This is a genomic window from Flavobacterium piscisymbiosum, from assembly GCF_020905295.1.
GTDB lineage: Bacteria > Bacteroidota > Bacteroidia > Flavobacteriales > Flavobacteriaceae > Flavobacterium > Flavobacterium piscisymbiosum.
The window spans coordinates 1,094,789-1,118,677 of the sequence record NZ_JAJJMM010000001.1 but is presented as its reverse complement, the minus strand read 5'-3'; the positions used below and the strand labels follow the sequence as shown (position 1 = coordinate 1,118,677).

General features: G+C 34.8%; 25 protein-coding genes. 16 read left to right on the top strand and 9 right to left on the bottom strand.

Annotated elements, in window-relative coordinates:
* Positions 1–53: 53 nt before the first annotated feature.
* From LNP81_RS05150 to LNP81_RS05135, 4 genes are all read left to right on the top strand, one after another.
* Positions 54–602: a CopD family protein gene (locus LNP81_RS05150; RefSeq protein ID WP_230033927.1), complete on the top strand. Its 549-nt coding sequence runs from the start codon at positions 54–56 to the stop codon at positions 600–602.
* A 143-nt stretch (positions 603–745) separates the two neighbouring features.
* On the top strand, positions 746–2,161 hold the full coding sequence (locus LNP81_RS05145) for an ATP-binding protein (protein WP_230040871.1): 1,416 nt from the start codon (positions 746–748) through the stop codon (positions 2,159–2,161).
* Positions 2,162–2,170: 9 nt separating this feature from the next.
* Positions 2,171–2,953 carry an enoyl-CoA hydratase/isomerase family protein gene (locus LNP81_RS05140; protein ID WP_194618028.1) on the top strand — a complete coding sequence of 261 codons (783 nt, stop codon included), beginning with the start codon at positions 2,171–2,173 and terminating at the stop codon, positions 2,951–2,953.
* 162 nt (positions 2,954–3,115) lie between these two features.
* The gene (locus LNP81_RS05135) at positions 3,116–3,514 is read left to right on the top strand and encodes a hypothetical protein (protein WP_055094364.1); all 399 of its coding nucleotides are present in this window, start codon (positions 3,116–3,118) and stop codon (positions 3,512–3,514) included.
* A 369-nt stretch (positions 3,515–3,883) separates the two neighbouring features.
* Here the strand turns inward: LNP81_RS05135 and LNP81_RS05130 are convergent, their stop codons facing one another.
* The 3 genes from LNP81_RS05130 to LNP81_RS05120 form a co-directional block, all read right to left on the bottom strand.
* Complete coding sequence (locus tag LNP81_RS05130; RefSeq protein ID WP_230033925.1) at positions 3,884–4,537, bottom strand: metal-dependent transcriptional regulator; 654 nt, start codon at positions 4,535–4,537, stop codon at positions 3,884–3,886.
* Between the two features lie 103 nt (positions 4,538–4,640).
* Positions 4,641–6,509 (bottom strand): Nramp family divalent metal transporter, encoded by a 1,869-nt coding sequence (locus LNP81_RS05125; RefSeq protein ID WP_230033923.1) that lies wholly within the window; start codon positions 6,507–6,509, stop codon positions 4,641–4,643.
* Between the two features lie 74 nt (positions 6,510–6,583).
* Positions 6,584–6,976, bottom strand: a complete 393-nt coding sequence (locus tag LNP81_RS05120; RefSeq protein WP_230033921.1) for a Fur family transcriptional regulator — start codon at positions 6,974–6,976, stop codon at positions 6,584–6,586.
* Between the two features lie 92 nt (positions 6,977–7,068).
* On the opposite strand from LNP81_RS05120, the gene LNP81_RS05115 reads away from it, so the two are divergent.
* The 11 genes from LNP81_RS05115 (at position 7,069) to LNP81_RS05065 (ending at position 18,017) form a co-directional block, all read left to right on the top strand.
* Positions 7,069–7,422: a MerC family mercury resistance protein gene (locus LNP81_RS05115; protein WP_230033919.1), complete on the top strand. Its 354-nt coding sequence runs from the start codon at positions 7,069–7,071 to the stop codon at positions 7,420–7,422.
* An 11-nt stretch (positions 7,423–7,433) separates the two neighbouring features.
* Positions 7,434–8,345 carry an NAD(P)/FAD-dependent oxidoreductase gene (locus tag LNP81_RS05110; protein WP_230033917.1) on the top strand — a complete coding sequence of 304 codons (912 nt, stop codon included), beginning with the start codon at positions 7,434–7,436 and terminating at the stop codon, positions 8,343–8,345.
* 354 nt (positions 8,346–8,699) lie between these two features.
* A complete protein-coding gene (locus LNP81_RS05105) occupies positions 8,700–10,961 on the top strand; it encodes a TonB-dependent receptor (protein WP_230033916.1) in 2,262 nt (753 codons plus the stop codon).
* 199 nt (positions 10,962–11,160) lie between these two features.
* Positions 11,161–11,625: a thioredoxin family protein gene (locus LNP81_RS05100; RefSeq protein WP_230033914.1), complete on the top strand. Its 465-nt coding sequence runs from the start codon at positions 11,161–11,163 to the stop codon at positions 11,623–11,625.
* Positions 11,626–11,643: 18 nt separating this feature from the next.
* Positions 11,644–12,840, top strand: coding sequence for a lycopene cyclase family protein (locus LNP81_RS05095; protein ID WP_230033912.1), 1,197 nt, complete (start codon positions 11,644–11,646; stop codon positions 12,838–12,840).
* A 17-nt stretch (positions 12,841–12,857) separates the two neighbouring features.
* A complete protein-coding gene (locus LNP81_RS05090; protein ID WP_230033910.1) occupies positions 12,858–13,649 on the top strand; it encodes a tetratricopeptide repeat protein in 792 nt (263 codons plus the stop codon).
* Between the two features lie 103 nt (positions 13,650–13,752).
* The gene (locus LNP81_RS05085; RefSeq protein WP_026982321.1) at positions 13,753–14,163 is read left to right on the top strand and encodes a BrxA/BrxB family bacilliredoxin; all 411 of its coding nucleotides are present in this window, start codon (positions 13,753–13,755) and stop codon (positions 14,161–14,163) included.
* Positions 14,164–14,421: 258 nt separating this feature from the next.
* On the top strand, positions 14,422–15,780 hold the full coding sequence (gene trhO / locus LNP81_RS05080) for an oxygen-dependent tRNA uridine(34) hydroxylase TrhO (RefSeq protein ID WP_230033908.1): 1,359 nt from the start codon (positions 14,422–14,424) through the stop codon (positions 15,778–15,780).
* Between the two features lie 24 nt (positions 15,781–15,804).
* Complete coding sequence (gene tnpA, locus LNP81_RS05075) at positions 15,805–16,239, top strand: IS200/IS605 family transposase (protein WP_230033906.1); 435 nt, start codon at positions 15,805–15,807, stop codon at positions 16,237–16,239.
* A 306-nt stretch (positions 16,240–16,545) separates the two neighbouring features.
* Complete coding sequence (locus LNP81_RS05070) at positions 16,546–17,787, top strand: peptidase U32 family protein (RefSeq protein WP_230033904.1); 1,242 nt, start codon at positions 16,546–16,548, stop codon at positions 17,785–17,787.
* Positions 17,787–18,017, top strand: coding sequence for a ferredoxin (locus LNP81_RS05065; RefSeq protein WP_173968852.1), 231 nt, complete (start codon positions 17,787–17,789; stop codon positions 18,015–18,017). The genes LNP81_RS05070 and LNP81_RS05065 overlap by 1 nt, the downstream gene beginning before the upstream one ends.
* A gap of 61 nt (positions 18,018–18,078) precedes the next feature.
* Here LNP81_RS05065 and LNP81_RS05060 read toward each other — a convergent pair whose 3' ends face one another.
* Together LNP81_RS05060 and LNP81_RS05055 are read right to left on the bottom strand one after the other, a co-directional pair.
* Positions 18,079–19,122 carry an XAC2610-related protein gene (locus LNP81_RS05060; RefSeq protein WP_230033903.1) on the bottom strand — a complete coding sequence of 348 codons (1,044 nt, stop codon included), beginning with the start codon at positions 19,120–19,122 and terminating at the stop codon, positions 18,079–18,081.
* Between the two features lie 29 nt (positions 19,123–19,151).
* Positions 19,152–19,400: a hypothetical protein gene (locus tag LNP81_RS05055; RefSeq protein ID WP_230033900.1), complete on the bottom strand. Its 249-nt coding sequence runs from the start codon at positions 19,398–19,400 to the stop codon at positions 19,152–19,154.
* Positions 19,401–19,576: 176 nt separating this feature from the next.
* Between LNP81_RS05055 and LNP81_RS05050 the strand changes: the two genes are divergently transcribed.
* Entirely contained in the window at positions 19,577–19,750 is a 174-nt protein-coding gene (locus tag LNP81_RS05050; protein WP_230033898.1) for a ferredoxin, read from the top strand.
* Between the two features lie 67 nt (positions 19,751–19,817).
* Here LNP81_RS05050 and LNP81_RS05045 read toward each other — a convergent pair whose 3' ends face one another.
* The 4 genes from LNP81_RS05045 to LNP81_RS05030 form a co-directional block, all read right to left on the bottom strand.
* On the bottom strand, positions 19,818–20,357 hold the full coding sequence (locus LNP81_RS05045) for a BAR domain-containing protein (RefSeq protein WP_230033896.1): 540 nt from the start codon (positions 20,355–20,357) through the stop codon (positions 19,818–19,820).
* Positions 20,358–20,377: 20 nt separating this feature from the next.
* The gene (locus LNP81_RS05040; RefSeq protein ID WP_230033894.1) at positions 20,378–21,721 is read right to left on the bottom strand and encodes an ankyrin repeat domain-containing protein; all 1,344 of its coding nucleotides are present in this window, start codon (positions 21,719–21,721) and stop codon (positions 20,378–20,380) included.
* A gap of 28 nt (positions 21,722–21,749) precedes the next feature.
* Entirely contained in the window at positions 21,750–22,928 is a 1,179-nt protein-coding gene (locus tag LNP81_RS05035) for an ankyrin repeat domain-containing protein (protein WP_230033892.1), read from the bottom strand.
* Between the two features lie 196 nt (positions 22,929–23,124).
* A complete protein-coding gene (locus tag LNP81_RS05030; protein ID WP_230033890.1) occupies positions 23,125–23,877 on the bottom strand; it encodes a hypothetical protein in 753 nt (250 codons plus the stop codon).
* Positions 23,878–23,889 lie beyond the last annotated feature (12 nt).

Here is a 23,889-nt window from a genome sequence, read left to right as displayed (position 1 = left end):
CATGAAAATCAACTTTAAAAAAACTTGAAACCTTAAACTTGAAACAAATAATAATGGAGTATTATAACTATCTGAAATCGCTGCATCTTATTTTTGTAATAACCTGGTTTGCGGGTTTGTTTTATATTGTGCGTTTGTTTGTTTACCAAATCGAAGCCAATGAAAAACCTTCACCTGAAAAAGAGATTTTACAAGCGCAATACAAAATAATGACCTACCGTTTGTGGTACATTATTACGTGGCCATCAGCAATTTTGGCGAGTATTTTTGCTTTTTGGATGTTGTTTTTTACAGACTTAGGACAAGCCTGGCTCAAAATGCCATGGATGCATGTAAAGTTGGCTTTCGTGTTCTTGTTGTATTTGTACCATTTAAAATGCCATCAAATTTTCAGGCAATTACAAAATAACGAGGTAAAATATTCCAACAATTTTATGCGTTTATGGAATGAAGGCGCCACGATTATACTTTTTGCAGTGGTTTTTTTAGTAATTTTAAAAAGTGCCATCAACTGGATTTTCGGTGTTATCGGAATCATTTTATTTTCGGTTTTAATAATGCTGGGTTTCCGATTTTATAAAAGAATAAGAGAAAGAAAATAGTTTTCAGTCACAGTCACAGTCACAGTTTTCAGTTTACACTGAGACTGAGACTGAGACTGAATACTGAGACTGAATACTAAAAATATATGCTGAACAACTTCAAAATGTCGATGCTTTCATTGCGTGTCAGGATTTTCCTTTCGATGATTGTATTGATTGTTGTAGCATCTTTTTTATTGGCTTCCATTTCTATTATTCAGTTTAAAAATGAAGCCAAAGAATACCATCAGGAACGTCTCGAGCGCAAAGAAAATGCGGTAAAAGAACATATCAACTATGTTTTATCGACTACAACGTATCCTTTAAAAACTGGAAATCTGGACCTTATTTTTAAAGATAAAATCCACGAACTGGCCCAGATTCACAAAATCGAAATCAATATTTACAGTCTTGACGGGAAACTACTAAAATCATCAAAAGAATCTTTTGCGGTTGATAAAGTAGCGCCGCCAATTCCGGAATATATCCTGAAATTAGTTCGTTCTTCGATCGAAAAGCGTTTTGTGGATATTAAAACCATAGACGGAGTTAAGAACAGATCTTCTTATAGCTTGATCAAAGACGAAAAATTCAAACCGCTTGGTATCTTAAATCTTCCTTATTTAGAAGACGATGGTTATTATGACAACGAACTGAATACCTTTCTGATTCGTTTAAGTCAGGTCTATTCGTTTATGCTGGTTGTCGCTTTTGCATTGGCCTATTTCCTTTCGACTTATATCACAAAATCACTAAAAACCATTTCAGATCGTTTAGAAGAAACCAATTTGGATCAGAAAAACGAGAAAATCGTATTAGAAGCCAATAGCAAGGAAGTGAACTTCCTGATAAAGGCGTATAACGGAATGGTCGATAAGTTAGAAACCAGTGCGATAAAATTAGCGCAAAGCGAACGTGAAGAAGCCTGGCGGGAAATGGCAAAACAAGTCGCACACGAAATTAAAAATCCGCTTACGCCGATGCGTTTAACGGTGCAAAGCTTTCAGCGCAAGTTTGATCCAACAGCACCGGATGTAAAGCAGAAACTAAACGATTATTCCGAAACTTTAATTCAGCAAATCGATACGATGACGGCGGTTGCTTCGGCATTTTCGAATTTTGCGTCGATGCCCGCGCAGCAAAACGAAACTTTGAATGTAGTTGAGGTTGTTGAATTGGCCTTGGATATTTTCAACGAAGATTATATTGTTTTCGAAAGCGAAGAAGAGGAAATCATCTCAAAAATGGATCGTACACAATTGATTCGTGTGATTACCAATCTCGTTAAAAATGCAACTCAGGCTATTCCGGAAAGTCAGTTTCATAAATCTATTGTTGTAACGGTAAAACGCAGAGACAATAATGTAGAGATTGCTGTAAAAGACAACGGAATTGGAATCCAGAAACAAGATACAAGCCGAATTTTCGAACCAAAATTCACCACCAAAACCAGCGGAATGGGACTAGGTCTCGGAATTATAAAAAACATCATAGAAAATTACAAAGGAACAATTACCTTTGAATCAACATACGGAAAAGGAACCACATTCAGAGTTTCTTTACCCATTACAAACTCATAAACTAACGTCATGAACTACGAAAATCTTTTAATCTCGATTGAAGACAAAATTGCAACCGTAACCATTAATAGACCTACAAAGTTAAATGCTTTAAACAAAGCGACAATCAGCGACTTGAGTAAAGCCATTAAATTATTAGGCAAAAACGATGATGTTCGTGTAATTATACTAACAGGATTTGGCGAAAAAGCATTCGTTGCCGGAGCTGATATCTCAGAATTTGCCAATTATACGATTATCGAAGGAGCGCAATTAGCCGCCGAAGGACAAGAATCACTTTTTGATTATATCGAAAACCTTAAGAAACCCGTAATTGCTGCCGTAAACGGTTTTGCTCTTGGTGGCGGATTAGAATTAGCAATGGCATGTCACTTTAGAGTAGCATCAGACAATGCAAAAATGGGATTGCCGGAAGTGACTTTAGGATTAATTCCAGGTTACGGAGGAACACAGCGTTTGCCACAATTAGTAGGTAAAGGCCGCGCAATGGAAATGATCATGACAGCAGCCATGATTTCTGCCGAAGAAGCCAAACAATACGGTTTAGTAAATCACGTAGTGCCACAAGTTGAATTATTAGACTTTACTAAAGTAATTGCCCAAAAAATCATAAAAAATGCTCCGTTTGCGATTAGTAAAGCAATAAAAGCAATCAATGCCAATTATAAAGACGGTAAAGACGGTTTCGAAACCGAAATAAAATCATTCGGAAAGTGTTTCGGAACTCAGGATTTTAAAGAAGGAACAACAGCATTTTTAGAAAAACGTAAAGCCGAATTTACAGGAAAATAATTTTCTTAACCGCAAAGTTCGCAAGGGTTTACGCAAGGCTCGCAAAGTTTTTTAATTTTTTTGTGCCCTTTGCGTAAATCTTAGCGAACTTTGCGGTTAAATATAGACAAAGGTTTTAAAAACTTAGAACCTTAGCATCTCAGAACCTTAGCAACTTAAAAAATGTACGAACCAATATTCGCTCTTTTTTGCGAACGCGTCAAAGAAAGCATCAAAGCCGGAACTTTTGCCAAACTAACCCTAGCAAAAACCATCGGTGATACCGAGATTAAAAACATCTATTTCCGTTTAGCAATAAACGAAGACAATACCTATTCAATCGCCTTAACAACCCGTTACAAGACCGAAGAAATCGAAAGTACACACACTTTAGATGAAGCTTTATTGGTTTTAGGAACCTACATCAAAAATCCGTTTTTGACCGCTTTGTTGTTTACAACAGATAATGATGTGACTTTTAAAGTAAACAAGAAAAACGCAGGAAGTATTATCGAGCAAGAACCAACGTTTAAAAACGCTTCGCCGGTAATGTTAGAAATGATCGAGAAGGGAATTGTTTAATAATGAAGGGATTGGTTTTTAGGAGCTAATCCCGCACTCGAGCCTGAAAGTGCGAACTGGCGAAGCAATTCGTTCCAATCTTTATGTTCGCCGAGGCGGACACAAAAGGATTCCCACTTCTATCGGGGCTATGGCTTTCGGTTTCGAAAGAATGTTTATCGCCGAGTTTGTCATTTCGACGTAAGGAGAAATCCTCGCAAGTAACTCCGCAACAATAATCCAATCTTTCTCGAGCTTCTCGTGAGGATTTCTCCTTACGTCGAAATGACAATATTGTGTTATTTTCGACGGATTAATACTTCCTAAATCAAAAAAGTAAAACCTTCGCGAATCTCTGTGTAATTCTTAGTGAATCTCTGTGAAATAACATTAAACCAGCTTCACAAACAAATTAGAAGCAATTTTATTCGAAATAGACAATTCACGACCATCTATTTTAATCCTAACAGATAAATCAAAAGATTCTTTAGATAAAAGTTCAATCTGAGAACCTAAAGCAATTTCCTGCTTATCCAGATATTTCAGGAATTCAGATGAAGTATCTTTTACACCCACGCAAATTCCGGTTTGGTTCTCTGTTAATTCAGAAAGCAAGTGTTTCTCAATCTTAACGATTCTTCCGTTCGCATCCGGAATCGGGTCTCCGTGCGGATCTTCGGTAGGATTTCCCAGAAAATCATCCAGACGATTAATCAATTGTTCCGACTTGATATGTTCCAGTTGTTCGGCAATATCATGAACCTCATCCCAGGAAAAATTCAGTTTTTCAACCAAAAATACTTCCCACAAACGATGTTTTCTAACGATCATTTTAGCGGCAAGTTTTCCATTTTCGGTCAAAGAAACCCCTTGGTATTTTTTGTAATTTACTAAATCCTTCTCAGAAAGCTTTTTAAGCATATCCGTAACCGATGAAGCTTTAGTCTCCATCATTTCCGCAATAGCGTTCGTGCTTACTTCTGAATCGTTAGAAGTAGTAAGATGATATATCGATTTTAGATAGTTTTCTTCTGAGAAAGTCATTTTTTTTTTTGAGGTTCTAAGGTTCTGAGTTCCTAAGGTTCTAAGTTTTTAAACGTTCAAAGAAAAAATCTTAGAACCTTAGCATCTTAGTATCTCAGCCCCTTTATTTAACAATCAACAAAGGTATTGAAATTTTATGTCTCAATTTGTCTACGGTTGTACCAAATAAAATATCTTTTAATCCAGTGTGGCCGTGGGTTCCCATGACTAAAATATCAAAACTTCCCGCATTAATAATCTTCGGAATCACGGTGTTAGGTTTTCCAAAACCAAGTTCTGTTTCGATCCTGAAGCCCTTCTGCGAAAGCATCTCTTTATATTCTAATAATAATTTTTCGTCGATAGTAGTTTCGTGATCGTCAACATGGCCGCCGTACATTAAGGCGCCAACCGTTTCTACAATATGAATTAAGGTATATTGCGCGTCGATTCCGCCCAATTCGAACGCATTGTTAAGTGCAGCTTCATCGGCTTTAGAAAAATCGACCGAAATCGCTATATTTTTCTTGCCGTAACTTTCTTTTGGCGTATAAACCAATTTTAAGTGATGAGGCGAATGATTCTCGATATTCGATTTTGCTTTGGCAATAAAAGGTTTTGCGATGATATACAATAACAAAGCCAGAAAGGCAAAGGCAAGCGGAACCACGGTAAACCAAAGAATAAGTGGATGACTTGAATTGTCTAGCCACGAAGTAATTTCGTCGTAAACCAATTTCGCATTTAGCGAAACAATAATCAGAGCAATAATCCAGGCTGCAATTTGAGTCGTTCTTGAAATATGAAAACCTTTCATTTTAGATTTATCACTCACAAAGTGAATCAACGGAATAATCGCAAATCCTAATTGTAAACTCAAAATTACCTGGCTCAGAATCAGTAATTTCCCGGTTACGCTATCTCCATAAATTAAAATCACCACAACGGCCGGAACAATGGCAATCAAACGGGTAATGATTCGGCGAACCCAAGGTTGAATCCTTAAATTCAAATATCCTTCCATTACAATTTGTCCGGCCAAAGTTCCCGTTACGGTCGAACTTTGTCCTGCGGCAATCAAAGCAACGGCAAATAAAATAGGTGCCCATTTGGTTCCTAACAAAGGTTCCAGAAATTGATGCGCATCCTGAATCTCGGCAACTTCAAACATTCCGTTTTTGTAAAATGTGGCTGCAGCCAAAATTAAAATGGCAGCGTTTACAAAAAAGGCGAGATTCAAGGCAATTGTCGAATCGATAAGATTATATTTCAAAGCCTGTTTAATTCCGGCCGGAGTTCGGTCGAATTTTCTGGTTTGAACTAAAGAAGAATGTAAATATAAGTTGTGAGGCATTACCGTTGCTCCAATAATTCCGATAGCGATATACAAAGCAGCAGAATTAGGCATTGACGGAATAAGTCCATAAAGTACTTTATCAAGTTCCGGTTCTGCGAAGATCATTTCGAAAATGAAAGAGAAACCAATGATGGCAACTAATACGATAATAAAAGCCTCCATTTTTCGGATTCCTTTGTTAATCAGGAAAAGCAATAAGAAAGTATCTAAAACAGTGATCAAAACACCTTCGATCAGCGGAATATCAAAAAGTAAATTAATACCAATTGCCATTCCTAATACTTCGGCAAGATCACAAGCGGCAATGGCAATTTCGGCCAAAAAGTATAAAATATAGTTGATAAATTTCGAATACGTTTCTCTTGAGGCCTGTGCTAAATCGCGCTGTGTTACAATTCCGAGTCGCGCACTTAAGCTTTGAAGGAGTAAAGCCATTAAGTTACTCATTAACAAAACCCAAAGTAAGGAATATCCAAACTGACTACCGCCGGCGATGTCTGTGGCCCAGTTTCCCGGATCCATGTATCCTACACTTACTAAATATGCCGGGCCTAAAAAGGCTAATATTTTTCTGAAACCTGTTTTTTTATGCTGTGTCGCGACCGATTGGTGAACTTCTTCTAAAGATTTACCCATTGTAAAAATGTTGTTTGAACAAATATATAGAAAAATTATATTAGCGCAACAATATTTTTAGACAAGTCTAAATCTTAATTGTTAGAATTTAAACAATTTGGACATAATCCTGACAACGTAAAGTTTATGTCGTTTACTTTATAGTTATGCGGAATGATATAACTAGGCTTTACATTTTCGAGACAAGTAATTTCCAAACACTTTTCGCAGCTAAAATGAGCATGATTATGTATGTGTACGCGCTGAGCATGATGATGGCATTTTGCATACTTAACCGTTCCGTCAAGATTTACAATTTTGTGTATGATATCGTCATTTACCAAGCGGTCTAGTATTCTGTAAATCGTAACACGATCACATAAATCTCCTGTTTGTTTTTGAATTTCGGTATGAGAAAGTGCAGTTTTAGATTTCTCAAATATCTCTAAAACGGCCGTCTTTGCTGCTGTATTTCTTGTTGTTTTCATTTTATTGTATAAAAAATATTATTGCAACATAGTTGCGATTAAAATAATCTTGTATATTTGCAACAAAATTGCATTAAGCAAAAGTACTGAAAATGAAGAAATCTACCACACCTCTTTACGATATTTTAGGAATCTCAAGCGCGGGCATTTGTTTGATTCATTGTTTGGTTTTTCCGCTTTTAACGATTCTGCCTTTAGGCTTAAGTCATAATCCAATTATAGATTTGATTTTTGCGACCCTGGGATTATTTGCAATTATCAAAATTATAAATAAATCCAGTCTTTTAATCTCTACAGTGCTTATTATTTCGATGGCGCTCATCTGGATCAGTGTTTTGACGGAACTCTTTCTGGATATTCATCTCGATCTGATTTTTATTGGAGGTATCGGAATGATTATCGGGCACCTATTAAATTATAAAATGCATAAAAATAGCAATCATTAAATTATACAATTATGATAGAAAACAATAAATACGACGTTATCATTATCGGTGGTAGTTATAGCGGACTTTCGGCTGCAATGAGTTTGGGGCGTTCTTTACGTAAGGTTTTGGTTATCGATAGTGGTTTGCCTTGCAACAGACAAACGCCACATTCTCATAATTTCATCACACATGATGGTGAGAAACCCGCTGTAATTTCGGCGAAAGCCAAAACTCAGGTAGACTTTTACGATACGGTTAAATTCTATAAAGGACTTGCGATCAGGGCGATTAAAACACAATTTGGATTTGAAATTGAAACCCAGTCCGGAAAAATCTTTACTTCAAAAAAAATATTGTTCGCAACTGGCGTAAAAGATTTACTGTCGCAGATTCCGGGTTTTGCTGAATGTTGGGGAATTTCGGTTTTACATTGTCCATATTGTCACGGTTATGAAGTGAAAAGAGAGAAAACGGCAATCGTAGCCAATGGTGATATGGGTTTTGAATTTTCTAAAATGATTTCTAATTGGACTAAAGATTTAAGATTAATTACCAACGGAAAATCAACTCTAACAATTGAGCAAACTCAAATTCTTAAAAATCATAAAGTTGAAATTATCGAAGATGAAATTGAGTCTTTAGAACATCAAAACGGAAATGTTCAGCAGATTATCTTCAAAAATCAAACTAAAACTACGGTTAAAGCGATTTATTTTAAAGCGCCTTTTGAACAGCATTGTCTTTTGCCGGAATCTTTAGGTTGTGAGTTGACTGAAATTGGTTTATTAAAAGTAGATGCTTTTCAGAAAACGACAATTCCTGGAATTTTTGCCAGCGGTGATTGCCATATTCAGGCGAGATCTGTTGCTTTGGCGGTTTCTTCAGGATCTTTTGCAGGAGCAATGATCAATAAGGAAATTATCGACGAGGAATTTGTTTAGGCTTATTTTTTAAAAATATAGAAACATAGTTATTACAACCGATTAAAAAGGCATTTCAGTTTTGCATCAATTCACATAGTGTGGTTATGTTTAGAAGCTCTCATCCTTATTGATTTTTTTGCATAGCCCCTAGCTTCAGCTAGGGGAAATAAGATTGAATTGGAAAGTGGCTTTAGCCAAATTATATAGGTTTGGCTAAAGTCTTTTTTGTTTTCGTTTATATTTTCATACCGTATTTTTCTGCTAACATCGAAATATAACATATTGACATGATAAAAGTTATAAATTTATAAATTTAAAATAGCTGTTTGTTAAATATAATTTTTAGTTTTGTCTAAATTTAATTTTATAACAATGAAAAAACTATTTTTGATATTGCTTTTATTTGGTTTACAGATTTCATTCGCACAAGAAACTTCAAATATTTCCGGATATATCTCGGGCGAAGGCCATAAATTACAGTTGGTGAATGTTCATTTAATGGGAACAAAACACAAAACAGTTACAGATAGTTTAGGGTATTATAAATTAGAAAATGTTGCGGTTGGAAATTATACTATTCAGGTTTCTCAGGTAGGTTTTCAAACTATAAAGAAGAAAATAGAAGTTATTAAAGATTCCATTCAATCTTATGATTTTGAATTAACCGATAACGAAAATCAGCTGAACGAAGTTGTAGTTTCAGGAACTTTAAAAGCCGTGAAACGATTGGAAAGTGCTGTTCCGGTTGAGGTTTATTCGCCGGTTTTTTTCAAGAAGAATCCAACTCCAAGTATTTACGAAGCACTTCAAAACATCAATGGAGTTAGGCCACAGCTCAATTGTGGCGTTTGCAATACGGGTGATATTCATATCAACGGATTGGAAGGTCCATATACTTTGGTTTTGATTGACGGAATGCCAATTGTGAGCAGTCTTTCGACGGTTTATGGTTTATCCGGAATTCCGAATTCTTTGGTCGAAAGAATTGAAATTGTAAAAGGTCCGGCTTCTTCCTTGTACGGAAGTGAAGCTGTGGGAGGTTTAATCAACATTATTACTAAAAATCCAACCAATGCTCCTTTGTTTTCGGCAGATGTTTTCACGACTTCATATTTAGAAACCAATGTCGATTTGGGAATGAAATTTAATCCCACCAAAAAAGCAACAACACTTTTAGGAATTAATTACTTCGATTACAATCAGGTTGTCGATAAAGACAAAGACGGTTTTACAGATGTGACGCTTTCGCAAAGAATTTCGGTTTTTAATAAGTGGAATTTTCAAAGAGAAAATAACCGTTTGTTTAGTATCGCAGCACGCGGAATGTATGAAGATCGCTGGGGTGGAGATGTGCGTTGGGATAAAAAATACCGTGGCGGCGACGAAATTTACAGAGAAAGCATATATACCAAAAGAGGCGAATTGATAGGAAGTTATCAATTGCCATTCGAAGAAAAACTAATGCTTTCCTTTTCCGGAAACGTGCATTATCAGGATAGCCGCTACGGAACAACATCATACATTGCAAACCAGAAAATAGGTTTCCTGCAACTAACCTGGGATAAAAAGATAGGCCGAAATGATTTCCTTGCCGGAATCGCCACCCGATATTCGTATTACGACGATAACACAACTGCTACAAAAGAAGCCGAAAGTACCTGGTTGCCGGGAATTTTTGTTCAGGATGAAATTACGCTTTCGCCGAAAAGTCAGGTTTTGTTAGGAATGCGTTACGATTACAACTCGATTCACGGTTCGATTTATACGCCAAGAGTAGCTTACAGATGGAAAACGAATGAAAATACTATTTTCCGTTTGAATGCCGGAACCGGATTTCGTGTTGTAAATTTATTTACTGAAGATCACGCAGCGCTTACGGGTTCCAGAGATGTGGTGATAAAAAGTGATTTGAAACCGGAACGATCTGTAAATGCAAACCTGAATTATATTCAGAAGATTAATTTTGCAAACGGAACTTTTATAGGGATCGAAACAACGGCTTTTTATACCCGCTTCAGTAACAAGATTATATCTGATTACGAAACCGATCCTAATAAAATTATTTACGACAACATCAATGGTTATGCGATAAGTCAGGGAATCAGTACCAATGTTGATTTGAATTTCACAAACGGATTAAAGTTTATTCTGGGAGCCACGGTTTTAGATAATAAAAATGTTCAGGACGGAATTTCGGAAAGACCTTTCTTAACCGAAAATTTCACTGCAACCTGGAGTGTATCATACAAAATAGAGCCTTGGAATTTGTTACTCGATTATACCGGAAATGTGTACAGCCCAATGAAGTTGCCTTTGTTGAGTGATTTAGATCCGAGAGATCCCAACTCGCCGTGGTATAGTATTCAGAATATTCAGTTTACGTATTTTGGATGGAAGAATTTTGAATTGTATGGTGGAGTAAAAAACCTTTTGAACTTTACACCAAAACGAAATAATCCGTTTTTGATTTCAAGAACCAATGATCCTTTCGATAAAAATGTACAATACGATGCTGCCGGAAAAGTGTTGGTTACACCGGATAACCCATATGGATTGACTTTTGATACGACTTATGTTTATGGACAAAACCAAACAATTCGTGGGTTTTTTGGATTGCGATATACTTTGAGGTAATATGGCACACGGATAACGCTGATCAAACGGATTTACACTGATTTTTATTATTATAGTATTGACTTTGTAATCTTTGCAATAAAAAAAGTAAAATTTGACACTATTAATTATCGCGAATTAAATTCGAGAAAATTGGTGTAATTCGTGGCAAAAAAATCGTTTTAATCTGAGCAATCTGTGGCAAAAAAAACAAAAACAAATGAAAAAGCTAGCCTTAATTATTTTCTTTTTGGGAATTACTTCAACAGGATTTTGCCAACTCAAAAGCAAATCTTTTGAGGAAGTAGATAGTTTGCAATACTTTCAAAAGAAGAAAATAATCGTTTTCATTCATACCGATTGGTGTCAGTTTTGCCAAAGAATGAAAAATACGACTTTCAAAAATCAGGATATTATCCAAAAACTAAATTCTGATTTTTATTTTATTGATTTGAATGCCGAGGAAAAACGAGATATTACTTTTAATAATCAGACTTTTAAATACAAACCATCGGGAAATAATGTTGGCGTTCATGAACTGGCTTTGCAATTAGGAACCATGAACAACCAAATTGTATATCCGGTTTTGTGTGTTCTGAATGAAAAACGAGAGATTATCCTACAATACAATAACTATCTTAACCCAAAGGATTTTAAACTGCTTTTAGAAAAATTGAAAGAATAAAATTTCTTATTTTTGAAAATGGCTTCTTCACAAATTCCACACTTCAATTATATCTTTACCGGAACAGGTTTATCTGCTTTGATGACCGTTTATAAAATGGTTTTGTCTGGGAAATTCAGCGATAAATCTATTTTGTTATTAGATGAAGATGCAAAAAAGACCAATGACAGAACCTGGTGTTTTTGGGCAAAAGAGGAAACGCTTTGGAAGTCTGTTATCTCAAAAAAATGGGATTCGGCTTTGTTTGCCAATGAAGATTTCAGTCGTGATTTAATACTTGAACCTTATCAATACAATCAAATTCGAGGATTAGACTTTTATAATTTTGTTTTTGAGGAACTTTCGAAACATCAAAATATTACTTTTTTAAACGAAAAAGTAACCGATATCAATGAACTCGAAACGCATGTTTTTGTGGGAACCGAGGACAATCGATATACTTGCGATTATTTATTCAACAGTATTTATACCAAAGCTTTTGCTTTAAGTCAGACCAAATATCCGGTTCTGCAACAGCATTTTGTGGGGTGGTTTGTAAAAAGTGAAACTGAAATTTTTAATCCTGACCAGGCTACTTTCATGGATTTTTCGGTAGAACAAAGAGGGAATACGCGTTTTATGTATGTTTTACCCATTTCTAAAGCCGAAGCTTTAGTCGAATACACTTTGTTTTCTGAAGATCTTCTCGCAAAAGAAGAATACGAAAATGAGATTCAAATTTATTTGAGAAACCTGGGAGCCGATCAATACACAATTGTAGAAAAGGAGCAGGGTAGTATTCCAATGACGTGTTTTCCTTTTTGGAAAAAGAATACCAAACGAGTGCTGAATATAGGAACTGCCGGCGGATGGACAAAAGCGAGTACAGGTTATACTTTTAGAAATTCGGATAAAAAATCATCTGAACTGGTTGTGTTTTTAGATAATAAAAATTCTTCTCCCGAAACTTCGGAATCGCTCAAAATGTCAAATTTTCATAAAAAAACCAGATTTTGGTTTTATGATTTGTTGCTTTTAGATATTCTACATCGCCATAATGAATTGGGAAGTACTATTTTTTCATCCATGTTCAAAAAAGGAAATCCCGCTTTGATATTTAAATTTCTGGATGAAGAAACCACTTTAGTCCAAGATGTTAAAGTTATTTTAAAGTGTCCTAAATTACCATTTATAAAAGCGTTATTTAGAGTGATTTTTCTTTCAAAAAAATCATAATCCTAAATTATCAGCTATTGAAGAATTTTATTCTAGGTTTCAGTTTCTTTATCTCTACTTTTTCTTTCGGACAAGTGTCTGCCAACAAAGCACATGATGCTATTGTTGAAGAATTTTTAACCAATTGTGCCGCAAAACATAAATATACTATCGAAATGAGCGAGTGGCAGTCTTGCCTGGATCAGGGTCTCAAAAAAGACAGCACTGTTGCTTATTTATGGCAGCAAAAAGCAATGCCGTATTTTAAATGCAAAAAGTACGAAGTCGGAATGCAGTATCTCGATAAAGCTGTTTTATACGACAAGAAAGAGTGGCTGCCTTATAGAGGTTTTATGAAATGTATTTTCTCAAAAAATTACAAAGACGCTATCACAGATTTAGAAGAATGCATTAAACTTTATGGAAACGGATATAGAATGGATCATACCTATAGTTTTTATATGGGACTTTGTTATCTGCAGCTGAACGATTATGCAAAAGCAGAGCAGCTTTTTGATGATTATGTAAATGATATTTATAAAAACAGACAACAATTAGAACATCCAACTGCATATTTTTATCAGGGAATTGCAAAATATGAACTTAAAAAATGGGATGAAGCGATTGTCATTTTTGATAAAGCAATTAAAATCTATCCGGAATTTTCGGATGCAAAATTTTATAAAGCCATTTGTTGGTTTAAGCAAGGAAAGCAAAGAGAGGAAGTTAAAGCGTTGATTGAATTGGCAAAAGCAGATGCTGCAAAAGGTTTTTCAATTAATGAAGATAATACAGTATATGAGACTTATCCGTATCAGGTAAGGTTTTGATTTTTTCAATCGAACTATAACAAAACTTTATACTTCAAATTAACTAGTTGCCACTAAACTTTGTAACTTTGCAGATCAAAAGTAAAATTTAAAATAAAGAGATATGTATCCAGAAGAAATGGTAAAACCAATGCAAGCTGAATTGACTGCTGCAGGTTTTCAAGATTTACATAGTGCTGACGCTGTAGATAACGCTATCAAAGCTGAAGGTACCACTTTAGTTGTTGTAAACTCTGTTTGTGGTTGTGCTGCAAGAAACGCACGTCCGGGAGCAAAAATGAGTTTAGAAGGAGCTAAAAAACCAGATCACTTAATTACTGTTTTTGCAGGTGTTGACAAAGAAGCTGTAGATGCTGCAAGACAACATATGTTCCCTTTTCCTCCATCATCGCCATCTATGGCTTTGTTCAAAAACGGAGAATTGGTTCACATGTTAGAGCGTCACCACATCGAAGGTCGTCCAGCTGAATTAATCGCTGAGAACTTGCAAGATGCGTTTAACGAGTTTTGCTAATTTTTTAGTTGCTGAGGTTCTGAGTTGCTGAGGGACTAAGTTTTTAGCTTCAAAGTGGCAAAGGTACAGAGGTACAAAGATTTAACAAAAGCACTATAGAAATATAGTGCTTTTGTTGTTTTATCACTTTTTTGATCTTAGAACCTTAGTCCCTCAGCAACTCAGAACCTTTGTAGCTCAGAATCTTGTCGCTTTGAACCTTTTTCCTTACTTTTGCACCTTCAAAAAATAATTTCTCAACTTAAATTAGTTTATAGCATGCAACTGTACAACACTTTAAGCGCAGAAGAAAGAGCCATCATGATCGATGATGCCGGTAAACAACGACTAACGTTGTCTTTCTATGCGTATGCCAAAATTCAAGATCCCAAAAAATTTCGCGATGATTTATTCTTAGCCTGGAACGCACTTGATGCTTTAGGCCGAATTTACGTTGCCACTGAAGGAATAAATGCTCAAATGAGTATTCCTGAAGAAAATTTGGAGGCTTTTAGAGCCACTCTCGAAGTTTATGATTTCATGAAAGGTATACGTTTGAATGAAGCCGTAGAACATGATGATCATTCCTTTTTAAAACTGACGATTAAAGTTCGTGACAAAATTGTTGCCGATGGTTTAAACGATGAAACTTTTGATGTTACTGATATTGGTGTTCACTTAAAAGCCAAGGAATTCAATGATATTCTTGATGATCCCAATACGATTGTTGTTGATTTTAGAAATCACTACGAAAGTGAAGTAGGGCATTTTAAAAATGCTATTACTCCCGATGTTGAGACTTTTAGAGAAAGTTTACCTATTATCAACGAGCAGCTTCAAAACCATAAAGAAGATAAAAACCTTGTAATGTATTGCACGGGCGGAATTCGTTGCGAAAAAGCAAGTGCGTATTTTAAACACCAGGGTTTTAAAAATGTTTTTCAGTTAGAAGGCGGAATCATCAATTACGCCAAGCAAATTGAAGCAGAAGGTATTGAAAGTAAATTTATTGGTAAAAACTTCGTATTCGATAATCGTCTTGGCGAAAGAATTACCGATGATATTATTTCGCAATGTCACCAATGCGGAAAACCTTGCGACAATCACACCAATTGCGAAAACGATGGCTGTCACTTGTTGTTTATTCAATGTGATGAATGTAAGGCTGCAATGGAAAACTGTTGTTCTACAGAATGTCTTGATATTATACATATGCCTCTTGTTGATCAGGTTCGTTTAAGAACCGGAAAACAAGTTGGAAACAAGGTATTCAGAAAAGGAAAATCAGATAGTTTGAAATTTAAACATTCTGGTGAACTACCTAATACTTCTTTGGCTACAGCCGAAAAGCCACTAGATATTCGTCAAAAAATAAAAGTAAAGAAAGTACTTCTTGGTAAAGCGGAACACTATTATGTGAAAGCGCAAGTTGGTCTTTTTACTATCGAAAACCACGAATTAAATACTGGTGATAAAATCTTAATTTCAGGACCTACTACAGGGAATCAGGAATTAATTTTAGAAAAAATGATCGTCAACGAAGCACAAGCCACTACTGCTAAAATTGGAGATCGAGTTACATTTGAAGTCCCATTTCGTATTCGTTTGTCAGATAAATTGTATAAAATTGTAAATTAGCCGAAATTTTAAGCTAATTTATTGATGTCACAATCCTTTATCAAACTATGGGTTCATGCCATTTGGGCAACCAAAAATCGTCAGGAATTAATTGATGATTCAATTGAGAAAAAATTGTATGATTTCATTTATGAAGAGTTAATTGATCTCGGTTGCCCTGTTAGAATCCTAAACGGAATGCCTGATCATGTGCATGTTTTATTTTTACAAAATCCACAAAAAACTATCACAGATATTGTAAAGCAAATAAAAGGAAGTTCTTCTCATTTTATAAATAGAGAAGAACTTATCCTTGAAAAATTTGCCTGGCAAACAGGTTTTGCGGCTTATTCAGTTAGTGAGTCTCAGTTAGAGGTTGTTTATAATTACATTAAAAATCAAAAGCATCATCACCTTAAGAAAAATGGACAAGATGAATTTGATGAGTTTGTAAAATTGCATGGATTGGAGAAGAAATGATTTTTTAACTCAACGATACATTCCCCGTGGTTGAAACCACGGGCTATATTTTAAACATTGCGAAGGAAAAACATAGCCTGCGGTTTCAACCGCAGGGAGACAATGTTATATCTATAACGATTATTGTATCGTGAAGATTGATAGTTATCAAAACGTTCCCCGTGGTTGAAACCATGGGCTATATTTGAAATACCACACATACAAATGAAAACATAGCCTGCGGTTTCAACCGCAGGGACGCAATGTATATCTATAGCAAAACAAAATAATCAATGGTTTAACCATTCGAATACAATACAAATAAAAATGACAAAAAATAATACAATCGAACTTATGGCTCCCGCAGGGAGTTTTGATTCACTTCAGGCTGCGCTCGATAATGGCGCTGATTCTATTTATTTTGGCGTAGAACAACTTAACATGCGTGCGCGTTCAACGGTGAATTTTACTATGGATGATTTGCAGGAAATCGCCAATCGTTGTGAGGCAAAAAACGTAAGAAGCTATCTGACTTTGAACACCATTATTTACGATCACGATTTATCGGTTGTAAAAACATTGTTGAACAAAGCCAACGAAGCGAATATTACAGCTGTAATTGCATCTGATCAGGCGGTAATAGCTATGGCGAGAACTATTGGAATGGAAGTTCATATTTCGACCCAATTGAACGTAACGAACATTGAAACCATAAAATTCTACAGTTTGTTTGCAGATACTATGGTTTTAAGCCGTGAATTGAGTTTGCGTCAGGTAAAAAGTATTACAGATCAAATTGAGAAAGAACAAATAAAAGGACCAAACGGGAATTTAATAGAAATAGAAATTTTCGGTCACGGTGCTTTATGTATGGCGGTTTCGGGTAAGTGTTATTTGAGTTTGCATTCGCATAATTCATCGGCAAATCGTGGAGCGTGCAAACAAAATTGCCGCAAAAAATATACGGTGATCGATCAGGAAACCGGTTTTGAAATCGAATTGGATAACGAATACATGATGTCGCCTAAAGATTTATGTACGCTTGACTTTTTAGATCAGGTAATAGATTCAGGAATTCAGGTTTTAAAAATTGAAGGTCGTGGCCGTGCACCTGAATATGTAGCAACGGTTATTAAAACCTATCGTGAGGCTATTGATGCTTATTATGAAGGTTCATTTTCGAAAGAAAAAGTTTCTGTCTGGATGGAAGCTTTAAACACGGTTTACAATCGCGGTTTCTGGGCAGGATATTATCTGGGGCAGGAATTAGGAGAATGGAGTGATATTCCGGGATCTGCAGCAACTCAAAAGAAGGTTTATGTAGGGAAGGGGACGCATTATTTCCCGAAAGCAGAAGTAGGACAATTTAAAATTGAAGCTTACGACATTAAAATTGGTGATCGAATTCTCGTTACTGGCCCAAGTACTGGGGCGCAGGAAATGATTATCGACGAAATGATGGTAAATGATTTGATTTCTGAAAAGGCTACAAAGGGTGATGATTGCACTTTCAAACTTCCTTTTAGAATCAGAATGTCTGATAAATTATATAAAATCGTTGAAGCGTAATGGTTATCGTAACTTTACAAAGAGATAAATGCATCGGCTGTAATTATTGCGTCGAAATGGATCCGGTACATTTTCAAATGTCTAAAAAAGATGGAAAATCGGTTTTGATTCATTCGAAAGATGCGAAAGGCTTTTTTACTTTAAAATCTAATAATCATGCCATTGTTGAAAGTTTTGAATTGGCAGCGAAGGCTTGTCCGGTTAAGATTATTACGGTTAAGGAGACTTAGATTATTTGTTTATTATAAATTGAAAGAGCGACATTATTGTGGCTCTTTTTTCTTTCAAACTCTATTCTCTAACAAGATTTACAAACTTAGCATTTGTCAAAGAAGATAAAGTTCCTTTTTTACCAATGCCTTGCCAGTCAGATATTTTCCCGTTTACATTAATTTTAATGCCAACTGAATTTGATGTTTCGTATATTGTGTATTTGATATTACCACTGTTAAACTCCAATTCGTTACCGGTATTTTGTTTTCTGAATTTGAATACTGCTTTATTTGCTTTTTCAGGACTCACCGGATGTGCAAAAGAAACAAATTTGTATTCATCATTTTGTCTAAAAGCATAATACAAAACGTTATCCACTTTAAAAAGTAGTATGCGCCCTTTGCCATTTTTGGTGTCAAAGACAAGTAATTTATCTAAATCAGGTTCGTAAACAGATAAAGAAGTAAAAGGAATGTATTTGTTCTTTTCCCATTTCTTTCCTGTTATTTTATAAAAAGGTGTCTGAGTAAATCCATCTTCTTCAAAACTAGACAAGAGTTTGGCTTCTGTGCCAGAAACGCTATAGTGTTCGATGCCATGAAGAGCAGCTCCTCCAAGACTTGTTGTGATAAGTCGCCTGTTTTTAGTGTCAATGTCAAATGAGCCTCCGCGCATACAATTGGCATCATTATAAACATCGCTAATACTTTGACTGGATATAAAAGAGGTTGAGGTGTTAATAAAAATATGCGCCGTGGCTTGCGGAGTATAACACCCATCATCTATTGCTTCGGTTTCATGAATAACAACATCGGGTCTACCATCAAAATTTACATCGCCTAATACCCGAATGTTTGGGTCAGTAATACTTTTGAATACGACTGTTTTAGCTGTTTTGCTAATTTGAGATTTGGACAATTCTTTTGCACCATATTCCAATACTGTTTTTTTACTTTCATTTTCGGTAAGCTTATAATATTCTTTTGTTTCCGACTTTACTGTTTGCTGGGCAAAATACAAAGTATAACCTTTCATAAAATCATTAATGATATAAGCTTTTTGTGCATTTGCATTATAAAATACTGCACAAAGAAAAAGGAGTAAAGAAATCTTTGGTTTCATATTTGGTATATTGTATAAACGATTTATATTTATTCTTCTGAAACTTCAAGCTGATCAAAATCTTTTATTTCAGATAATTTAAGGAGTTTTGTTTTATTGATTTTTGTTTCCTTCTTTTCAAATATCTCAGGTTCATCGATATTCGGGTTTGTGTTTTCATTTACTATTTTTCTTCTGGTTAAGAAATTTATACTCGTTTCAGTAAGCACTGTAGGTCCGTGATTACTACTTGAATCGTAGCCAATAAGTTCAAGATCTGAATTTTGAAGACTAAACATATATCTCCAATATCCGTATCTTCCATGGGCATAATGTATAAAAAGTTTCCCCTTGATTATTTCAACGCTTAGGTCTGGTGCAAAATAAACTCCACCATCTTCATTCTCAGAAGAAAAACAGTTGTCATTTTTAACAGCCAGTTCGTAACCGTCGCCTTTGTTTAACAGAATAAGTAATGAATCCGGTACATTTTCAAATGTCTAAAAAAGATGGTAAATCGGTGTTGATTCATTTGAAAGATGCAAAAGGATTTTTTACTTTAAAATCGCCTAATCATACGATTGTTGAAAGTTTTGAATTGGCAACGAAGGCTTGTCCGGTTAAGATTATTGCGGTTAAGGAGACTTAGGATTAAAAACAATCCCTATTTTGCATTATTACAAAATAGGGATTGTTTTGTCTTTGAAACTTTCTTATTAAATGCCGATTTTAGCATTGATGTTATGCTTTGCGACATATGCTTTTGCGACATTCATCAATTTTGTAAACTTATTATCAATTTCGCTTTGAGTTGAGGCGTCAAAATCTGCAATTGCTTTTTCTATTTGTTCAGGTGAAGCTTTTTCATCCTTCATTTTGGCAATTGGCAGATAGCCTTCTTTTTCTTTAGTAATTGCATAAGAAAATAAATCTTTTGATGCCTGAAGAAGTTCCCGATTGTCATCATCTTCCTTTACTTCTTTAATTTTTTTAAATTGAGTTTCTAAATTGGTAATATCAAATTTAAAATAATCGTAATATGAAGATGGAATCATTTTTTTTTGAGTTTCATCATAAATCTGTGGTTCAGATTCTAACTTAAAATTAATATCCTTACTTCCAAAACGGGATAATAAATTCGAATTTAGCGCGGCTACTTCAAAAGTTTTTTCTGGAGAAAGGTTTGTACAAGAGGTTAAAAATAGACTTGTAACGATTAATACTAATATGATGGAATTATTTAATGTCTTTTTCATTTTTTAAGTTTGTTTGTTATTTATCCTTTTAAAATTTTACTTTTCTCGGCGTCAAATTCTTCAGAAGTTAAAATTCCCGCATCCAAAAGTTCTTTCAAATCTAATAATGCCTTTTTCTTTCCTTCGATAGAATTTACTGAATCTGTTTTTTGTGGTTCTTCTTTATAAATTGGAGTTACTATGGTTCCGGATGGAGCATATTTCAAAATCAATTCTGTAATTTCATTAAAGCCTTTTACATTTGAATAATCAATTGCCTTTTGCTCTTTTACATTTACGATAGAAGCGTCGGCCTTATTTTCAAGTAAATATTTAACAACATCTTTCTTTCCGTTTGCAGCACTGTAATGCAAAGGCGTGTTCCCGGATTCATCTTGAATGTTGATATTTGCACCGGCTTCGATTAACAATTTTACCATGCTTAAATTGCCTTTTTTTGTAGCAACATGTAGAAGGCTTTCTCCGCCATAAGTATAACTGCTGTTAAGTGTAAAACTAGATTCATTAGCAATATTTGTAGCGCTAACAATCCAATCAAGATAATCATTCATAGACGAAGTGTCGCTGGCCAAAGGTTTACTGTAGTTAACGTCAACTCCATTTTCTAGAAATAAAGAGACAATTTCCTTTTGATTATTCGCGCAAGCGTACCAAATAGGAGAATAGCCGTTATTGTTGGATGTGAATACATCAGCACCTCTTTCTACTAAAAGTTTAGCAAGCATTCTGTTGGTTTCGTAGCATGCAATCAAAAGAGCATTTTCTCCGGAATGATTTACATGATTTATAGCTGCACCATTGTCCAAAAGTAAAGTAACAACTGGAATCGATTTGGTGTAACAAGCATGAAGAAGTGGTGTGTTTCCTTGTTTATCTGTAACATTAATATCGGCTCCTTTGTCTAAAAGCAACTGAATAATTTCCCGATTCAATTTTGTTGAAGCAAGTAAAAGCGGCGATTCGCCATTATTATTCAGTAAATTAACATCAATTCCTGCTTCGAGCAACTTTGTTGCAATTTCAGTTTGAGCGGTCTGGGCTACCAAATGTAAAAGGCTGTTTCCTAATTTATCATTTGTGGTAATTTCGGCACCATTTTCTAAAAGATACAATGCAGTTTGTTTTTGTTTTTGAAGACAAGCAAAAAATAAAGGCGTTTCTCCTTGATGATCTTCATAATTAATATCAGCTCCATCTTCGGTTAGTATTTTTACAATATCCAAATAACCTCTGTGTGCGGCATAATGTAATGCAGTTCTTCCTCCTTCGTCTGTATATTTTACATCTGCTTCTTTATTTTGAAGCAGCAATTCGGCTATTTTTCTGTTGCCGTTTTCACAGGCAATTATAAATGACATTGACATATATTTGTTTTTAAATAAATGATTGTTCTTACTGTTTCATTAAAAGTTCGACCGTTTTAATTTTCAAATTATCCCCAGATGCGAGGATTAAAGCCGTTTCATCTTTGTCATTAGAGATCGAAATGTCAGCACCTTGATCCAGTAATAATTTTACTTTTCTGTAGGTTTCTTTCGCCATTTCAGCATCGTAATTAACATTGTAGGCACACACTTTATGCAAAATGGTATTTCCGTGATTGTCTTGTTCGTTCACATCTAAAGAAACATTCTCTAAAACTGATTTTAAAATGTCAGACTTCTTTTCTACGATAAAGTCAATTCCAGATTTTGGCTGACCGTAATATTGAGCGCAGAAATTTACATCGGCACCATCAGCTAATAATCTTTCCAAAAAGGTAATATCGCTTGGCGAGCCCGAAACAGAACTGATGAAATGAGTCAATAAAGTACGCCCGTCTTTGTTTACAATGTTAAAATCAGGCGAAGAAACTGTCGCTAATGCATCATACATATCAAAAGAAAACTGCTCGGCAACAGCGTAATAAAAAGCGGTATTGTTGAGGTTGTCTGTTTCGTTGGCATCCGCTCCATTTTCGAGTAGAAAGGGAATAAAATCTTTTTTGTTTCTTTTAATAGCACAGATTAACGGAGTTGTACCAATAATGTTTTTTTCGTTAATGTCGATACCATTATCCAGAAGAATGGCTATGTATTCTTTTACTTTATCTGTTTCAAGACCATAAGTGTTTAAAATGGTATAGATGAAATTTTCTCCTGCGTTATTTTTATATTGAACATTCGCCCCAAAATCATCAATCAGAGTTTTAATGATTTTTGGAGATGTATTTTTTTCAAGAAAATAACCAAGCAACGTTTTGTCACTTATTTCATCATTAATGTTTTCCATTTTTGACATCAATTCTTTGAAAAAAGCAATCGATTCGTCGTCATCTTTTAATCGGGTTAAAGAATTAAAAATAGATTTGTCAAAACTATCTAATTCATAGATGTCGGTTTCAATAAAACCTGCTTTAATTAATTTTTCAATGAAATCAATTTCTTTGGCTTCAATAATTTTGGCTGTGATTTGAGAAAAATTGTTTTTAAGATATTGATCGTTAAAAATTTCGCCGTTATTTAGAGATTCTCTTGCCTCGTCAAATTTTCCCTGAAAAAGGAAATTTTCAATCTGGTTTTGTGTTTGCATTTGAAGTGGTATTTTAAATGAAAAATTATGTTTTGATGAAGCCAGGATTTATAACAGTTGACTTCACAAACTATGTTGTAAGATAAAACATAAAATTGAGAAATATATTTCAAGATAAAAATTAAAAAAGTCTTTTTACATCATAAAACATAAAAACAGGCAATTTTTACGGTGAGATTAAAGTGCAATTAATAGGCTATTCTTCAAAAAGCCTAAGTTCATCAAAATCTTCAATTTCAGATAATTTAAGCAGCTTGTTTTTTCTAATCTTGGTCACTGTTTTCTTAAATATTTCTTCACCGCTATCTGCATCCTCGTTTGTGTTTTCGTTTCTTATCATTGTTGAGGTCAAGTAATTTATGCTTACATCGTTGTTCACTATAGGTCCGTTATTATTACTTCTGTCATAGCCAATAAGCTCAAGATCTGAATTTTGGAGTCTAAAAGTATAGCTCCAATATCCGTATCTTCCGTGTGCGTAGGAAACAAAAAGTTTTCCTTTTGTTATTTCTACAGTTAATTCAGGAGAATAATAAATGCCGCCATCTTCGTTTTCAGAAGAAAGGCATTCATAATTTTTAACCGCTAATTCATAACCGTCATTGTTTTTTAACAGAACAATAATCCCTCTTCGGTTACGATCTAATTCGCCGCGGCTTTCATCTTTCACAAACTTACTTTTATCTGTTCCTTTAATGATAAGAGCGCAATCTTCCAGGTCGTCTTTATTTAAATCGCCAAAAGTTTTCTCAAAAATAACGTAACCTTTGGGTAGAAAATCTTCCGGTTTTTTTCCTTTTTCAACTGCTGAAGTTTCATCTTCAGGAACTTCTTCAACACTATTTAAGGATTCCTGAATTTCTGCCGGTTCTTTCTTGTCTTTAGGATCTTTACAACTTGTGTTTAGTAATAGTAAAGCTGTTGCTAAATAGAGTATATATTTATTCATGAATTTTAGGTA

Coding starts and splice junctions, on each gene's coding strand:
- LNP81_RS05055 (WP_230033900.1), bottom strand. CDS start 19,400: ATGTTTAGTCTTCAAAATTCAGATCTTGAACTTATTGGCTACGATTCA.
- LNP81_RS05070 (WP_230033904.1), top strand. CDS start 16,546: ATGACAAAAAATAATACAATCGAACTTATGGCTCCCGCAGGGAGTTTT.
- LNP81_RS05110 (WP_230033917.1), top strand. CDS start 7,434: ATGATAGAAAACAATAAATACGACGTTATCATTATCGGTGGTAGTTAT.
- LNP81_RS05135 (WP_055094364.1), top strand. CDS start 3,116: ATGTACGAACCAATATTCGCTCTTTTTTGCGAACGCGTCAAAGAAAGC.
- LNP81_RS05035 (WP_230033892.1), bottom strand. CDS start 22,928: ATGCAAACACAAAACCAGATTGAAAATTTCCTTTTTCAGGGAAAATTT.
- tnpA (WP_230033906.1), top strand. CDS start 15,805: ATGTCACAATCCTTTATCAAACTATGGGTTCATGCCATTTGGGCAACC.
- LNP81_RS05140 (WP_194618028.1), top strand. CDS start 2,171: ATGAACTACGAAAATCTTTTAATCTCGATTGAAGACAAAATTGCAACC.
- LNP81_RS05095 (WP_230033912.1), top strand. CDS start 11,644: ATGGCTTCTTCACAAATTCCACACTTCAATTATATCTTTACCGGAACA.
- LNP81_RS05150 (WP_230033927.1), top strand. CDS start 54: ATGGAGTATTATAACTATCTGAAATCGCTGCATCTTATTTTTGTAATA.
- LNP81_RS05100 (WP_230033914.1), top strand. CDS start 11,161: ATGAAAAAGCTAGCCTTAATTATTTTCTTTTTGGGAATTACTTCAACA.
- LNP81_RS05085 (WP_026982321.1), top strand. CDS start 13,753: ATGTATCCAGAAGAAATGGTAAAACCAATGCAAGCTGAATTGACTGCT.
- LNP81_RS05060 (WP_230033903.1), bottom strand. CDS start 19,122: ATGAAACCAAAGATTTCTTTACTCCTTTTTCTTTGTGCAGTATTTTAT.
- LNP81_RS05125 (WP_230033923.1), bottom strand. CDS start 6,509: ATGGGTAAATCTTTAGAAGAAGTTCACCAATCGGTCGCGACACAGCAT.
- LNP81_RS05120 (WP_230033921.1), bottom strand. CDS start 6,976: ATGAAAACAACAAGAAATACAGCAGCAAAGACGGCCGTTTTAGAGATA.
- LNP81_RS05065 (WP_173968852.1), top strand. CDS start 17,787: ATGGTTATCGTAACTTTACAAAGAGATAAATGCATCGGCTGTAATTAT.
- LNP81_RS05050 (WP_230033898.1), top strand. CDS start 19,577: ATGAATCCGGTACATTTTCAAATGTCTAAAAAAGATGGTAAATCGGTG.
- LNP81_RS05045 (WP_230033896.1), bottom strand. CDS start 20,357: ATGAAAAAGACATTAAATAATTCCATCATATTAGTATTAATCGTTACA.
- LNP81_RS05105 (WP_230033916.1), top strand. CDS start 8,700: ATGAAAAAACTATTTTTGATATTGCTTTTATTTGGTTTACAGATTTCA.
- LNP81_RS05040 (WP_230033894.1), bottom strand. CDS start 21,721: ATGTCAATGTCATTTATAATTGCCTGTGAAAACGGCAACAGAAAAATA.
- LNP81_RS05115 (WP_230033919.1), top strand. CDS start 7,069: ATGAAGAAATCTACCACACCTCTTTACGATATTTTAGGAATCTCAAGC.
- trhO (WP_230033908.1), top strand. CDS start 14,422: ATGCAACTGTACAACACTTTAAGCGCAGAAGAAAGAGCCATCATGATC.
- LNP81_RS05130 (WP_230033925.1), bottom strand. CDS start 4,537: ATGACTTTCTCAGAAGAAAACTATCTAAAATCGATATATCATCTTACT.
- LNP81_RS05145 (WP_230040871.1), top strand. CDS start 746: ATGATTGTATTGATTGTTGTAGCATCTTTTTTATTGGCTTCCATTTCT.
- LNP81_RS05030 (WP_230033890.1), bottom strand. CDS start 23,877: ATGAATAAATATATACTCTATTTAGCAACAGCTTTACTATTACTAAAC.